The sequence below is a fragment of the Pseudomonas sp. JAI111 genome (genome assembly GCF_024809425.1).
Taxonomy (GTDB): domain Bacteria; phylum Pseudomonadota; class Gammaproteobacteria; order Pseudomonadales; family Pseudomonadaceae; genus Aquipseudomonas.
In genome coordinates this window covers 98,503-112,866 of the sequence record NZ_JANUCB010000013.1, presented here as the reverse complement: position 1 = coordinate 112,866, position 14,364 = coordinate 98,503, and the positions used below count along the sequence as shown (strand labels likewise).

The 14,364-nt window shown below is 57.6% G+C and carries 15 protein-coding genes; 8 read left to right on the top strand and 7 right to left on the bottom strand.

From position 1 onward, the window contains the following. Positions 1-109: 109 nt before the first annotated feature. Positions 110-1,291, bottom strand: coding sequence for an acetyl-CoA C-acyltransferase family protein (locus HNR03_RS29350; RefSeq protein WP_259157566.1), 1,182 nt, complete (start codon positions 1,289-1,291; stop codon positions 110-112). Next, entirely contained in the window at positions 1,288-2,070 is a 783-nt protein-coding gene (locus tag HNR03_RS29345; protein WP_222587771.1) for an enoyl-CoA hydratase, read from the bottom strand. The genes HNR03_RS29350 and HNR03_RS29345 overlap by 4 nt, the downstream gene beginning before the upstream one ends. A gap of 229 nt (positions 2,071-2,299) precedes the next feature. Here HNR03_RS29345 and HNR03_RS29340 point away from each other — a divergent pair, with 229 nt between their 5' ends. Genes HNR03_RS29340 through HNR03_RS29330 form a run of 3 tightly spaced genes read left to right on the top strand, consistent with a single transcriptional unit; the run spans position 2,300 to position 5,742 of the window. Beyond that, positions 2,300-3,403 carry a polyamine ABC transporter substrate-binding protein gene (locus tag HNR03_RS29340; protein WP_405046096.1) on the top strand — a complete coding sequence of 368 codons (1,104 nt, stop codon included), beginning with the start codon at positions 2,300-2,302 and terminating at the stop codon, positions 3,401-3,403. A gap of 30 nt (positions 3,404-3,433) precedes the next feature. Further along, positions 3,434-4,852 carry an aminotransferase gene (locus HNR03_RS29335; protein WP_259157565.1) on the top strand — a complete coding sequence of 473 codons (1,419 nt, stop codon included), beginning with the start codon at positions 3,434-3,436 and terminating at the stop codon, positions 4,850-4,852. Continuing rightward, complete coding sequence (locus HNR03_RS29330; protein ID WP_259157564.1) at positions 4,849-5,742, top strand: LuxR family transcriptional regulator; 894 nt, start codon at positions 4,849-4,851, stop codon at positions 5,740-5,742. The genes HNR03_RS29335 and HNR03_RS29330 overlap by 4 nt, the downstream gene beginning before the upstream one ends. A 157-nt stretch (positions 5,743-5,899) precedes the next feature. Here the strand turns inward: HNR03_RS29330 and HNR03_RS29325 are convergent, their stop codons facing one another. Together HNR03_RS29325 and HNR03_RS29320 are read right to left on the bottom strand one after the other, a co-directional pair. Next, a complete protein-coding gene (locus HNR03_RS29325; RefSeq protein ID WP_259157563.1) occupies positions 5,900-6,643 on the bottom strand; it encodes an anti-sigma factor in 744 nt (247 codons plus the stop codon). Then, a complete protein-coding gene (locus HNR03_RS29320) occupies positions 6,636-7,148 on the bottom strand; it encodes a sigma-70 family RNA polymerase sigma factor (protein WP_222587766.1) in 513 nt (170 codons plus the stop codon). Before HNR03_RS29320 ends, HNR03_RS29325 begins: the two co-directional genes overlap by 8 nt. A gap of 153 nt (positions 7,149-7,301) precedes the next feature. On the opposite strand from HNR03_RS29320, the gene HNR03_RS29315 reads away from it, so the two are divergent. After that, complete coding sequence (locus tag HNR03_RS29315; protein WP_259157562.1) at positions 7,302-8,270, top strand: metallophosphoesterase; 969 nt, start codon at positions 7,302-7,304, stop codon at positions 8,268-8,270. A 15-nt stretch (positions 8,271-8,285) separates the two neighbouring features. Next, positions 8,286-8,594, top strand: a complete 309-nt coding sequence (locus tag HNR03_RS29310; protein WP_090186128.1) for a cupredoxin family copper-binding protein — start codon at positions 8,286-8,288, stop codon at positions 8,592-8,594. 130 nt (positions 8,595-8,724) lie between these two features. Here the strand turns inward: HNR03_RS29310 and HNR03_RS29305 are convergent, their stop codons facing one another. Beyond that, on the bottom strand, positions 8,725-9,285 hold the full coding sequence (locus HNR03_RS29305) for a hypothetical protein (protein ID WP_259157561.1): 561 nt from the start codon (positions 9,283-9,285) through the stop codon (positions 8,725-8,727). Between the two features lie 176 nt (positions 9,286-9,461). Here HNR03_RS29305 and HNR03_RS29300 point away from each other — a divergent pair, with 176 nt between their 5' ends. Together HNR03_RS29300 and HNR03_RS29295 are read left to right on the top strand one after the other, a co-directional pair. Continuing rightward, entirely contained in the window at positions 9,462-9,653 is a 192-nt protein-coding gene (locus HNR03_RS29300; RefSeq protein ID WP_222587763.1) for a hypothetical protein, read from the top strand. A gap of 378 nt (positions 9,654-10,031) precedes the next feature. Then, positions 10,032-10,394: a DUF6124 family protein gene (locus tag HNR03_RS29295; protein ID WP_259157560.1), complete on the top strand. Its 363-nt coding sequence runs from the start codon at positions 10,032-10,034 to the stop codon at positions 10,392-10,394. A 202-nt stretch (positions 10,395-10,596) separates the two neighbouring features. Here HNR03_RS29295 and HNR03_RS29290 read toward each other — a convergent pair whose 3' ends face one another. Beyond that, positions 10,597-11,520 carry a hypothetical protein gene (locus HNR03_RS29290; RefSeq protein ID WP_259157559.1) on the bottom strand — a complete coding sequence of 308 codons (924 nt, stop codon included), beginning with the start codon at positions 11,518-11,520 and terminating at the stop codon, positions 10,597-10,599. A gap of 455 nt (positions 11,521-11,975) precedes the next feature. Here HNR03_RS29290 and HNR03_RS29285 point away from each other — a divergent pair, with 455 nt between their 5' ends. Continuing rightward, positions 11,976-13,124: a hypothetical protein gene (locus HNR03_RS29285; protein WP_259157558.1), complete on the top strand. Its 1,149-nt coding sequence runs from the start codon at positions 11,976-11,978 to the stop codon at positions 13,122-13,124. An 88-nt stretch (positions 13,125-13,212) separates the two neighbouring features. Here the strand turns inward: HNR03_RS29285 and HNR03_RS29280 are convergent, their stop codons facing one another. Then, positions 13,213-14,364, bottom strand: a complete 1,152-nt coding sequence (locus tag HNR03_RS29280; RefSeq protein ID WP_259157557.1) for an MFS transporter — start codon at positions 14,362-14,364, stop codon at positions 13,213-13,215.

Genomic DNA, 14,364 nt, shown 5'->3' with positions numbered 1-14,364 from the left:
AGGCTGCGATCTTTTGATCTTGATCTTCGGCGGTTCCGGAAAAGATCAAAATCAAAAGATCGCAGCCTCGTTTTACTCGACAGCTCCTACAGAGGAACGGCGTAGTGGCTTAAACCCGTTCGAAAATCGCCGCAATCCCTTGGCCACCGCCGATGCACATGGTCACCAGCGCATAACGGCCGTTGATGCGGTGCAGTTCGTGGATGGCTTTGGTGGCGATGATCGTGCCTGTCGCGCCGACCGGGTGGCCCAGGGCAATGCCCGAACCGTTCGGGTTGACCTTGGCCGGGTCCAGATCCAGTTCCTGGCTGACCGCGCAAGCCTGGGCGGCGAAGGCGATGTTGGCTTCGATGACGTCCAGATCAGCCACGGTCAGGCCGGCGCGTTTGAGCGCCAGGCGCGTGGCGGGAATCGGGCCGAGCCCCATCAATTCCGGCTCGACACCGGCGTGGGCATAGCTGACCAAACGAGCCAGTGGACGCAGGTTATTGACCTGAACCGCCGTGCCGGTGGCCATGACCAGCGCAGCGGCGCCGTCGTTCAGGCCTGAGGCGTTACCTGCCGTGACCGAACCGTCTTTCTTGAACGCCGGCTTCATTTGCGCCAGCTGTTCCAGGGAGGTGGCACGCGGATGCTCGTCGACGTTGAACAGGGTGGTTTCCTTGCGACCGCGGATTTCGACCGCCGCGATTTGCTCGCTGAAATAGCCATTGGCAATCGCGAACGCGGCACGTTTTTGATCTTCCAGAGCCAGGGCGTCCTGCATCTCGCGGGTGATGCCGTTGCGCTCGGCGACGTTCTCGGCGGTGATGCCCATGTGGATAGCCTGGAACGGGTCATGCAGGATGCCCAGCATGTAATCGATGGCCTGGACGTTGCCCATGCGCGCGCCCCAACGGGCCGAAGGCATCAGGTACGGACCGCGACTCATGGATTCGGCACCGGCGCCGATGGCGATTTCGGCATCGCCGAGCAACAAAGTCTGGGCCGCGCTGATGATCGCTTGCAGGCCGGAACCGCAGAGGCGGTTGACGTTGTAGGCGGGGGTCTCCTTGGGCAGGCCGGCGTTCATCGCCGCCACTCGGGAGATATAGGCATCGCGGGTTTCGGTCGGGATCACGTTGCCCATCACCAGATGGCCAACCTGCGCCGGGTCGACGCCGGAGCGTTGCAAGGCGGCCTTGACGGCCGTGGTCGCCAGATCGGCCAGTGGCACATCCTTGAGTGAGCCACCAAAGGAGCCGATGGCGGTGCGTGCGGCGCTGACAACAAATACTTCCGGGGTGTTCATGACGGCTGTCCTGTGAGTGATTTCTTATCTGTACTTCGATTAAGTATGGCGTTCAATGCTGTCTGCGCTTCAGGGCTTTGCAGGCGCTTGATGAACAGCAGGTTTTCTTGACGAATGGTGGCTTGCAGTTCCGGCATCGACGTCTGTTTGAGCAATTGCCGGGTCTGGCGCAAGGATTCCTGGGGCATCGCCAGCAGGCGTCGGGCCATGTGCTCAGCCGCCGCCAGGCACTGTTGCCCGTCATCGAACAATTCGTTGGCCAAGCCACAGGCAACGGCAGCGGCACCGTCGAGGCTGTCGCCCCACAGCAACAGGCGCGCCGCCCGGGCATGGCCGAGCAGGCGTGGCAGCAGCAGGCTGGCGCCGAATTCCGGGCACAGGCCCAGGTTTACGAATGGCATGCGCAGCTTGGCGTTGCGCGTGACCAGTACCTGATCGCAATGCAGCAGCAAGGTGGTGCCAATCCCGATGGCCGCTCCGCACACAGCGGCAATCAACGGTTTTTGCAGGTGGATGACCACGCGCATCAGGCGAAACGCCGGGCTGTCCAGATCGGTCGGTGGATGCTGGAGAAAATCCGCCAGATCGTTGCCGCTGGTAAAGCACGAAGCGCCACCGGTGACGATGATCACGCTGGTCTGGTCGTCTTCGTCAGCGGCCAGCAACAGGTCGGCCAGCTGCGTGTACATGCGGTTGTTCAGCGCGTTGAGTTTGTCGGGGCGGTCAAAGGTGAGCGTCAGTACGCCTTCGTGTCGTTCTTGTTTGATCAGGTCGTTCATTGGCTTGCCCTGTGTGATCGGTGCATGGGGCACTCTAAGCGCGCGACCCGTGCCGGATCTATGACAAAACGAGTCAACGAAACTGCTGCTTTTTGCCATGTCTGAACATTACAAGCGGCGCGAACCGGCGCACACACCCATTCGGGGTATGGTGCCGTTTGCCGAACCGCTCGATAGTTGATTCATCCGCTCATCCAGAACGGAACTCGCTTGATAAGGTGAATTTGCTATGCGCAAGGCCTTCTTGGGGATGTTTGGTGCGTTACTTGTGCCGCTGTCGGTAGGCGTTCACGCCGCCGAAGTGGACGACGGCAATACGCTGCGGCTTTATAACTGGGCCGATTACATCGGCGAAAAAACCATTGCCGACTTTCAGAAAGCCACCGGCATCAAGGTGATTTACGACACGTTCGATGCCTATGAAACGGTACAGGCCAAGTTGCTGACCGGTCACTCCGGCTATGACCTGGTGGTGTTGAATGCCTCTTTGGCGCCGCCGCTGATCAAAGCCAAAGTGTTCCAGCCACTCGATAAAAAGTTGCTGCCGGGCTGGACCAACCTCGACCCGAAAGTCTTGCAGGACTTGCAGGGTTTTGATGCCGGCACGCTGTACTCCGCGCCTTATACCTGGGGCAGCAACGGCATCACCTACAACGTCGACAAGATCAAGGAGCGCATGCCGGACGCGCCGATTGGCTCGCTGGCGATGATCTTCGATCCGAAAATCGTCTCGCGTTTTGCCGATTGCGGCGTGACCCTGGTCGATTCGCCCACGGAAGTCATTCCACTGGCCCTGAAATACCTGGGACGCGACCCCAGAAGCGCAACTCCCGAGGACCTTAAAGCCGCCCAGGACTTGCTGCTTTCAGTGCGGCCCTTCATTCGCAAGTTCGATTCGGTCAACTACCTGACCAGCCTGCCTAATGGCGATGTGTGCATGGCGATGACCTGGTCCGGCGATTACGCCACGGCGATGGCCCGCGCCGAAGAAGCCAAGTTGAAGATCAAGCTTGCCTACTTCATACCCAAGGAAGGTTCGCTGATCTGGTTCGACAATATGTACATCCCCGCCGATGCGCCCCACGTGAGCAACGCACACAAGTTCCTCGATTACTTGATGCAGCCACAAGTCATGGCGGACGTGACGGACTTCATTCACTACGCCAACAGCAACGCGGCCGCCACGCCGTTAGTGCAGGCCGATGTGCGCAACAACCCGGCGATCTACCCCGATGAAGAAACCCGCCAGCGGCTGTTTCCGCAAAAGACTCAGGACGCGAAAGAGATGCGCGCCATGACCCGGGTCTGGAGCACGGTGAAGAGCGGAATTTGATCGTTTACCCCTTTGGTTTGAGGTTTGTGTATGGCTACTCCTACTCAGAAAGTGCTGTCGAGCGTCGATAACGCGCAGTTGGTCAAAGCCGATAAAGCCCACTACATGCACGGCTATCACATGTTCGACGAACACGCCGAGCAAGGTTCGCTGAACATTGTGGCCGGTGACGGCGCCTATATTTTCGATGCGCAGGGCAACCGTTTTCTCGACGCCGTTGGCGGCATGTGGTGCACGAACATCGGTCTGGGCCGCGAGGAAATGGCGCTGGCGATTGCCGACCAGGTGCGGCAACTGGCGTACTCCAATCCGTTCTCCGACATGTCCAACAACGTCGCCATCCAGTTGTGCGAAAAACTCGCCAGCCTGGCCCCGGGCGACCTCGATCACGTGTTCCTGACCACCGGCGGCTCCACCGCGGTGGACACTGCGTACCGGCTGATTCAGTACTATCAGAACTGCCGTGGCAAACCCGAAAAGAAGCACATCATTGCCCGTTTCAACGCGTATCACGGCTCCACCACGCTGACGATGTCGATCGGCAACAAGGCCGCCGACCGGGTGCCGGAATTCGATTACGCCAACGACAAGATTCACCACGTCTCCAACCCCAATCCTTACCGGGCACCGGACGGCATGGATGAAGCGCAGTTTCTCGAGTTTCTGATCAAGGAGTTTGAAGACAAGATCCTGTCCATCGGCGCAGACAAGGTCGCGGGCTTTTTTGCCGAGCCGATCATGGGTTCCGGTGGCGTGATCATCCCGCCCAAGGGCTATCTGAAACGCATGTGGGAAGTCTGCCAGCGCTACGACATTCTGTTTGTCGCCGATGAGGTGGTCACCTCGTTCGGGCGCCTCGGCAAGTTCTTCTCTTCCCTGGAGGTGTTCGATGTGCAGCCGGACATCATCACCACGGCCAAAGGCCTGACGTCGGCCTATTTGCCGTTGGGCGCCTGTATCTTTTCCGAGCGGATCTGGAAGGTGATCGCCGAGCCCGGCACAGGCCGCTGCTTCACCCACGGCTTCACCTACAGCGGCCATCCGGTGTGCTGCACGGCGGCGCTGAAAAATATCGAGATCATCGAGCGCGAAAACCTGTTGGCGCACGTCGACGTGGTTGGCGCGTACCTGGAACAGCGCTTGGCGACGCTGCGCGATTTGCCGTTGGTGGGTGATGTGCGCTGCCAGAAGCTCATGGCCTGCGTCGAGTTTGTCGCCGATAAATGCACCAAGGCGTTGTTTGCCGATGAGATCAACATCGGCGAGATGATTCATTCCCGGGCGCAGGCTCGAGGGCTGCTGGTGCGGCCGATCATGCACCTCAATGTGATGTCGCCGCCGCTGATCCTGTCATGCGCGCAGGTCGATGAAATCGTCGAGATCCTGCGGGTGTGCATTCTTGAAGTGGCGGCCGAGCTTGAGCAGAACGGCCAGTATTTCGGCCAATGAGTGCGCTGACACGGCGGTTACCAGAGGCCGGTTCACCCGCTAGACTGCGGGGCATGAGCAAACCAAACGACGACACGTTGATCGCCTTGCCCTTCGGCGCCTTGCATAAGTGGCATGGCGACATGCGCCAGGCGTTCGCCCACATCGATGAGCCCGATGCGCTGCGCCACCTGGCGTCGGCCTTCGGGCACCTGGTGTCCATCGAGTCGGTGATGATCAGCCTGGAACACAAGGACCGGCCGCCACAGTTGTTGTATCAACGCGGCATACCGGAAAAATACCGGGAGTCGATCATCGACCGTTATTTTTCCGGCGGCTACTTGCTCGACCCGTTTTGCCTGGCCGTCGAGCAGGGGTTGGCTGAAGGGTTTTATCACCTGGAGGAAATCGCCCCGGACAACTTCTTCGACAGTGAGTATTACAAGACTTACTACTTGAAGGCGGGGAGTTCTGAAGACAGTTTTTATATTGTCGATACCGGCCATGACACCAAGGTGTCGGTGAGCCTGTTTCAAGGATTTGGCGGGGAAAGTCTGCGGGCTGAACAGTTGAATCTGTTACGGGCGGTCGAGCCGCTGGTGCGCGAATTCATCAGCGAGTTTGGGCGTCGGGGCTTGCAGCACAGTGCCGTCAGTGAAGGCGGGCGCGACGATCTCAAGCAGCGCGTGCAGTCTGCGTTCGAACATTTCGGCTGCGACTTGCTGACCGAGCGCGAGCGGGAAGTGGCGCACATGGTGCTGCGTGGGCACTCGGTAAAATCCACGGCCAGCCAGATGAGCATCTCACCGGAGACGGTGCGCATGCACCGCAAGAACCTTTATCTGAAATTGGAAATCGGATCGCAGTCGGAACTGTTTGCGCTGTTTATCGAGTGGCTGCGCAAGCACTGATGATCGTTCCCACGCTCTGCGTGGGAATGCAGCCCGTGACGCTCTGCGTCACAGTGGACGCAGAGCGTCCATGGAGGCATTACCACGCAGAGCGTGGGAACGATCAGTTAGGCGCTATCTTCGCGCTTAACGACCCTGACCACCCACTTCTGTTTCTTCAAACGCCGTGCTTGAGCAGTTGACTGAACGCCTCTAACTCACCTTTCTCGACGTCGGAGACCAGCACGTAGCGCATGTGATTCTCTTGCCAGGAGACCACGTTGAAGCCACGAATCGATTGGGTTTTCGGCGGTTTATCCGCCTCGGTGGTCGGCAAGATGAAGACATTGATGATGTGTTTGGCCCGGCCATAAGTGAGTGCCGCCGTGTTCTGGTGCTGCAGGTAATCCAGCCGGCCACCCAGCAATGGAAAACCCTGCGCCGAGTAATCGAACACCGGCGGCGAGAAGTCGAGTTTGCCGGTAAACCAGGGCTTCACAGTGTGGCGGTCAGACGACACCACATCGTTCAAATGCTCCCCCATCAACGAACGAACATGGCTCGACACCGCCTCATCCATCAACGGTTGTTCACCGCCGGGCATGGCCACAAAAAGCACCGCCGCCAGGGCCAGCGCTGCCGCTGAAAAGGCCGGTGCGAACCATTGGCGCCAACGCTCGACGACACTTGTCCGGGGCGCAACGGCGGCCAACACGCCGTCGAGCAGCGATGCAGGCGCCGGATAATACGGTGCCTGGCGTTTCACGCTGACCATCAGCAGCTTCGCCTGATCATGCAATCGCGCGCACGCCGCGCACCCGGCCAAATGCCCGGCCACCTTCGCGGTTGTCGCCGGATCGAGTTCCTGGTCCAGATAGCCATGCATAAGTGTCTGGCAAGGCTTGCAGTCGAGTTCATTCATGATCATGCAACTTCAGTAGTTCGAGCTTGAGCATGGCGCGAGCCCGCGCCAGCCTCGACATCACGGTGCCGATGGGGATGTCGACCACCAGGGCGATGTCCTTGTAGGGCATGTCTTCAAGATCCTTCAGCACAATCACCTCCCGAAACACCGGCGGCAGGGCGCACAAGGCTTGCTGGATCAGTGCCGCATTTTCCATGTGAATGGCCAGCAATTCCGGGCTCTCGCGATGGCTCAGCGCTGCGTCGTCTTCAGGCAGTTCATCGCCGATGGACACCCACTGGTGCCCGGCCGAGGCCTTGAGCCAGGTGTAGCTTTCATTGCGCACGATGGTCAGGAACCAGGCCTTGGCGTTGCCATCAGCGAAGCGATGCAAAAACCTGAAGGCACGAAGGGCGCTTTCCTGCACGACATCGCGCGCGGCGCTGTCGTTGCCCGTGAGCCAGCGCGCGAGGTTGTAGGCTGCGTCCAGATGGGGCGCAAACAGTTCCTCAAATCGCTTCATAGTGTTTCCCGCACTGTCCCACCCTTACAACTGTGATGCGTCGGGTTTTATTCCCGGGAAAAAATATTTGTTTCGACCCGGAATAAAGTCCCGCTCCGCCAGGTTTACCTCGTGTCAGCTACATCACTGTAGTTCGCCAGCGAGGGAATTCCGATGGACATTCAAGTAAAACACTCACGACGCACCGACGGCCCGCTGAGTCCCGACCGTCGAACACTGCTCAAATGCTCGGCCTGGGCCGGGGCGGGGGTGATCTGGGCGCTGTGCGGCGGTATCCCCCGGGCCTTTGCGCTGGATGAGTCGGGCACGGTCTCCGACCCCAAGGCGCTGGCCAGCACCTTTCACTTCGTGCAGATCAGTGACTCGCACATCGGCTTCAACAAGGAAGCCAATCCGCAGCCGGCGAAGACCTTGCAAGAGGCCATCGACAAGGTCATCGCGTTGCCGAAACGGCCGTCGCTGATCCTGCACACCGGCGACATCACGCACCTGTCCAAGGCCGAAGAGTTCGACACGGCCGCGCAACTGCTCAAAGGCCTGCCGTCCACCGTGCATTACGTGCCGGGCGAGCACGACACCCTCGACGAGGGCGGCGGCAAGCTTTACCTCGAGCGTTACGGCAAGGGCACCAAAGGCAACGGCTGGTACAGCTTCGATGACCACGGCGTGCATTTCATTGCGCTGGTCAATGTCTTCAACTTCCAGGCCGGCCGTGAAGCGACCCTTGGCGCCGATCAACTGGCCTGGCTGGCCGATGACTTGCGCGCCGTCACCACCAGCACGCCCATCGTGGTGTTCACCCATATTCCGTTGTGGACGATTTATCAGCCGTGGGGCTGGGGCACCGAGGATGGCGATCAGGCGATTGCCATGCTGCGCAAGTACGGATCGGTAACGGTGTTGAACGGGCACATCCATCAGGTTATCCAGAAGGTCGAAGGCAACATCACCTTCCACACCGCGCGCGGTACGGCTTATCCACAACCCGCACCCGGTGCAGCGCCGTCGCCCGGGCCGATGACGGTGGCGGCCGATCAACTGCGCAATTACCTGGGGGTGACCGATGTGCGGGCGACGCAGGGCGAGCATCCGCTGGCGCTGATCGATTCAACTTTGGTTTAAGGGGAGGGCATTCGGATGAAAAAGCGATTGTTGGCTGTGGCCTGCCTGCTGCTGTCGATGCCGGTGTGGGCTCAGGAGGTGAAAATCGACATCAAGGAGTTCATGTTCGGACCCAAGGATTTGAACGTGGCCGTGGGCACCAAAGTGACGTGGGTGAATGATGACCAGATTCCGCACACGGTGGCGGAAACCCACAAGGTGTTTCGCTCAGGGGCACTGGATACCAATGACAGCTTTTCCTGGGTATTCAACACACCGGGGGAGTACGAGTATTTTTGTGCGCTGCATCCGCAGATGATCGGGAAGATCGTGGTCAGCCAGTAATGGCGCAAGACACTTGCGACAAATCCGGCTGAATGTGGGAGCGACGGTGCGGCGTTCCGACCTGCTCGCTCCCACAGGTCTTCGTGCCTGGTTTTCGATCTTCCTGGGTCGATGGCAGCGGGTGCTTGGCTCACCAAAAGCAATAAATCAATGCCACCGCAGCGGCGACACCCAAGGCGGCCAGCGCCTTGATCAGCAAGGTTTCGCTCAATCGCTGCGGGGGCGAGCCCGCATTATCGGCGGGAGCATATTGCTCGCGCTTGATTGCCCGGAAGGTGAAGCGCAAGCCGATCAACAAAAACAGCATGATCACGCTGAGGGCAACGCCGCGAGTCGTGGCCGGCTTGGCCGATGGCGGCGTTTTGTCTATCTGGCACGCGACGCTGTCGGCTTCGACGACGGTGATTCGTCCGTAATCGGCCGAGGGCATCTTCTCGCCTTTGAGGATCGCCGCCTCTTGCTCCAGATCCAGGGCCTGATATTTCCACAGCGTCGGCAACCCTTCACGGCAGTAGGTGAACGTGATGGGGTTTGGGGCGGTAATAATGCACGCGTCGTTGATGCCGAGTTTTTTCAGCGTTTCGGTAGCCGGCCGTGTGAAGTCAAGGTCCAGGACCGGAACAATTCCCGTGGCAGACGCAGCCGTCGAAACCAACAGGCTCCCGGTAGCGCAGAGTGTTGAAATTTTCAAGGTTGGATGCCCCTTGTTTTCCAATGACTTTTGTTTTTTGGCGCTCGGCTACAACCGGCCTGATCAAGTCTAGAATTCTAGTTGAACCTCAATGACCGGCGTCGAATCATTGCCAATAATGGCCGAAAAGATTCTCGACTCTGCGAGCGGCCGGCGATTCATTTCAGAGTGTCTGGATGACAATTGAAAAATTCAACGAAGACCTGCGTCAGGCGCGCGAGGAGCTGAAGGCCGCTACGGCCCAGGTCATGGAGCTGGTCCGTTCGGGCAAGGCGTTCGGAGATGAATGGGACGCGGCGGTTGCACGAGAGCGCAAAGCCTTTCAGAAAATGCAGTGGGTGCTGGACAGTCCCTTGGCGCCTCGGTGAGGCGGGCTTGCCCAGGAAAGCGGTGTCATTTCGGGGTTCTGTTTAACGGCGTTTAAGGTTACTTCCTGAAAGCTACAGCGCCTTGCGCCATTGCCTACGACTACGCCAGAATCCGCCGGCTTGTGCGCTTTTGCCCCCGTCGGTAACTTGATCCCCGTCACTGATTCCCAGTGATCGGGTTTAGTAGCCCGAGGATTTGAAAGCTGCACAAGTGTCTGTCAGACAGGTATTTCCATGCCTGTATTTGATGGTGGTTGTGCGCAGGGCGTCCTCGGACGCGCCGGCTTTGCTTTCGTTCCCCGGTCTACTAACCTGCGTACAGCCGCCACCCCTCGTATTAGTAGCGAGGCGTGGCTGCCCAGTAAGGAACGAATGAATATGTCCAAAGTTACCCCTAACCCGCCAGACACCGATCCGGCATCCCCCTACGAATCAGTCGATTCAAAAAAATTCCACGAAGCCGCCGACCGCGCCCTCGATCACTACTTCAACCCCGCCGCCCTCAAGCCCCCACTCGTGCGCAAACCCAGCACCATGTTCATGATCGCACCGGACATCCGGGACGAAGACCTGCTGGCACACACCTGCGAATCCCTGGCCTCGGCCAGCGTCATGACAGCCGACTTCGCCGCCTACCTGGAAGGCCCGCACCGGCACACCGCGCTGGGGATTGCGCAAATCATCATGCAGGCAGAGCTGGCGGTGAATCGGATGCTGGATAATGTCGAACTGCCTAAGTAATCACTGACATCGCGTTTTCGTTCATCGTCAGAACGCCGCCTGGAGCAAGCCCGATCCCACATGAAACCGCGTTCGCCCGGACGACTCGGTCAACTGTGGGAGCGGGCTTGCCCGCGATGGCGATATATGAGACGACGCATCGTAGTAATTTATTGCGATAGGAGATAGACCAGATAGTTGAATGCAGCTTGCCACTGAGTTACTAGTGTTCTGGATATACGCTCACTGCTGGACTAAGAAAGTCGATGTGATAACCAGAAGAACCATCGCCGATAGCTAAATGAATCCCGCTGACACCTTCATTCATTTGCGAGTTGATTTTGTAATCAATGTTCAAGGCAATAGCATCGTTAACCCCGACGGCGAACTCCGTCAATTTAAGTCCGCGAGAGCCAGCCGCAAGATCCAAAAACTTTACGTGCTCCTCATTGCCGATTTTAAGTGAAGTGATAGTGTTGTCTTCAACTGATAAAAGTGCCCCGTCTTTAGATATTCGGTCGCTCAGCCAATTAAGTGAGGCTTTTAAACCGTCTGGCAGCAATGGGTTGGACTTTCTAAGAACGGTCAGTATTCCCGCAATTTTTAATGTTCCGGTAAAATCAAACGGACAAGGCTCTTGTGGGTTCATATGTGCGTAATGAACTTCAAAAAATTCTGCTACGGACTGAATAAAATCGTGGGACACATCTTCAGCGAGTAATGCATAAGGCTGAGCGTGTGGAAAAATTGAAACTTGCGCATCGGCATCATTGCCAGACAGGGAAAACCTCTCATTTGAATTGAGCATATTTAACACAGAGCGCTGTGTGCTCAGCGCACGTTCAAAATTGCTGCTCAGCAAAAGCTTCAAGCTGTAAAGGGCAGCAGCTGTTGTGGGTTCAAATACTTGAGTCGCGCAGAAAATGCTTTTCTTGCTTGCGGTATTTTTTGCTAATTCAAACGTCTTTTTTGCAGCGTCATTGCTAAAAGAAAACACAATGCTGTTTTTTGGTAACTTATCTAGTTTGGAAATATTGGCTGTGTCGAATCCGAGGAGTGCACATTGTGTGAGGAAGATTTCTGAGTCCGCGATAATTGATGGTTTCTCATGGTCGAAGAGTGTCGATATCATATTCGGTGGTGACATAAAGCCCTCCTGGTTTGTTAATGCACGGCAAGAATGCTCGCCGTGCACCAGAGTTGTTTACTCTTCAGTGTGAGCCCAAGCCAACGGCGCCCACCCGAAATTGTCCGGGCCAGAAGTGATCCGGTTAAGCTTTTCTTTGGTGGCTTTTTTGTTTTTCATTTGATTGTCCTTTTTCAGTTTTTGATTTTTTTGCTCCCTGATTTACTCGGGAGTGAATTAATTAATACAGATTTTTTTAATGTGTTAAATGGTTTTTTGGGGTTTTTTAGACTCATTTTGGCTATCAAGACTCTTGTGGGGTTAAAAGCGGTTATTTATGTAAGTCTGGTCTGTAGTCTTGTTCTGAAAATTTTTAATATTGTTTTTTTTGGTTGTGCTCGATGATCTTTTGTCTTTAGGTTTATTTATGGGCTTGGTTTTTTTGCTCGATATTCAACTGTAGAGAGGGTTGTAGAGTGCATGTATCAAAGAAATATCTGACAGATATGTCTGTTCATCAGGCGCTGTTACTGGTTGATCTAACCGAATCAAACAATCCCGACCACGCGGTCCGGCTCTTGCTAACTGAAATCCTCCAAGGGCTCGCTGAAAAAGGCTGGCCCCAAGCGCAACTACAGACGGGACCACGGATTGTGTCCGCCGAAGAAAACTACGGTTTACTCGGCTATGACCCGGCAGAGGTCACGCTCGGGAGTGAACATACCCGTTGGGTTGATGAGTGCTCGTTGTTGAGGACACAAACCACCAGCCAGATTCCGGCAGCGCTCCAGCGAGCGGCTCAGGTGCGGCAACCGGGGCAAACGATCTTGCTGGCCGCCCCAGGTATTACTTTCCGTCGCGATAGTCGGGATCGCTGGCATTGCGCGGAGCCGCATCAGATGGATATCTGGGTGCTGGGCGACCCCGAACTCTCGACGCATGAAAAGCTGTTGCGTCTGGTCGGCGACATCCTCAAGTCCGCCGTTCCTGATAAATCCTGGGTCTACAGCGACAGCCCGCATCACTACACGGAGGGCGGAGTCGAAGTGAATGTATTGAATGATAGTGTTCCCGTTGAAGTGTTGGAGTGTGGTCGTATCGCAAGGTCCTTGTTGGAGCGTTTGAAGATTGATCCTCTTCGTCATGGAGGGTTGGCGCTCGGGATGGGGTTGGATCGCCTGACGATGTTGCGCAAAGGTATTCCGGATATTCGCTTGCTGCGCGATCAGAACGTGCGAGTACAGGCGCAGATGCATGACCTGAATCCATGGACCCCGGTATCACGTTTACCTTCTATTGCTCGTGACATTTCATTGGCAGTCACGCCGGGGCTGAGCGAAGAGGTCTTGACCGAGAGAATGTTGCAAGCGGCAGGAGACAGTTCTGACTGGATCGAGGAGATGCAGGTCAAAGGACGTTGGGAGTTTTCGGATTTACCCGCGCAGGCGATTGATCGGTTGGGACTGCTGCCGGGTCAGGAGAATGTGCTTTTGCGCGTTGTGCTGCGTGATTGTTCGCGATCAATCACTACCGCTGAGGCGAACGCCTTGTATGCGGACATACAGGCGGCAATGCATGAAGGGGCTCCGGGCGCGGGTTATCGAATGGATCAGCCAAAGGCTTGAAACTGAGCCGCCGGATTAACCACTGAAAATGCCGCGTAATCGTTCATCGTCGGAACGCCGCCGGGAGGCGGCGAGCCGACGATGCTTTTCAGACTCTCAACACTTTCCCGCCAATGGCCACCGCCACCAGCAACAGCGCCATCAACCCGAACGCAAAACTCAAACTGCTGCCATGGGCGATGAACCCGATCACCGCCGGGCCAGCGAGGATTCCCGCGTAGCCGAGCGTGGTGATGGCCGGTACGGCGATGTGTTCGGGCATCACGGTCTGTTTGCCCACGGCGGTGTACAGCACCGGCACAATGTTCGAGCATCCGGCGCCGAGCAATGCATAACCCACCAGTGCCGCTTCCCACGCCGGGGCGAATGTGGCCAATGCCAGGCCCACCGCCGCGGTCAGCCCACCGAACACAATCACCCGTGTCGAGCCCAGGCGTCGGACGATTCGGTCACCGGTCAGGCGTCCGACCGTCATGGTCAGGGCGAACGCGGCGTAACCCAGCCCGGCATACGCTGTGTCGATCCCGCGTTCCTGCGTGAGGAACACTGCGCTCCAGTCCAGCGCCGCGCCTTCGGCCAGGAACACGATGAAACACATGCCGCCGATGAAGAGAACGATGCCATGAGGCACGGCAAACGCCGGTCCCGAGCTTTCGCTGCCGTAAGGCAACAGATGCGGCGCGGCTTTGAGCAAGGCCAACACCAGCACCACAATCACCACCAACATTGCACTCAGCGGTGACAGGCCGAGGCCGAGCAGGGCGCTGACACCTGCCGCACCGACGATCCCGCCGAGGCTGAACATCCCGTGAAACCCCGACATCATGTGCTTGCCGCTGGCCCGCTCGACGATCACCGCTTGCAGGTTCACCGTTGAATCCACCGTGCCCAGGCCCGCGCCGAACATGAACAACGTGGCGATCAATGCTGGCACTGACGACACCGTCGCCAATAACGGCAGCGCCAAGCAGATCAACAACGTTCCCCCGGTCGCAACCCGACGGCAGCCGAAACGCGTGGAAAGGAGGCCAGCCATCGGCATCGCCAGAATCGACCCGACCCCCAGGCACAACAGCAGCAAACCGAGGGTGCCTTCATCCAGCCCGGCCCGAGCCTTGGCGTAAGGCACCAACGGCGCCCACGCGGCAATGCCCAGACCTGCGATGAAGAAGGCGATGCGGGTGGACATCTGCTCCAGGCGTCCGGGGATGACGGGCGCTGGCGTGTTGAGGGCAGTCAT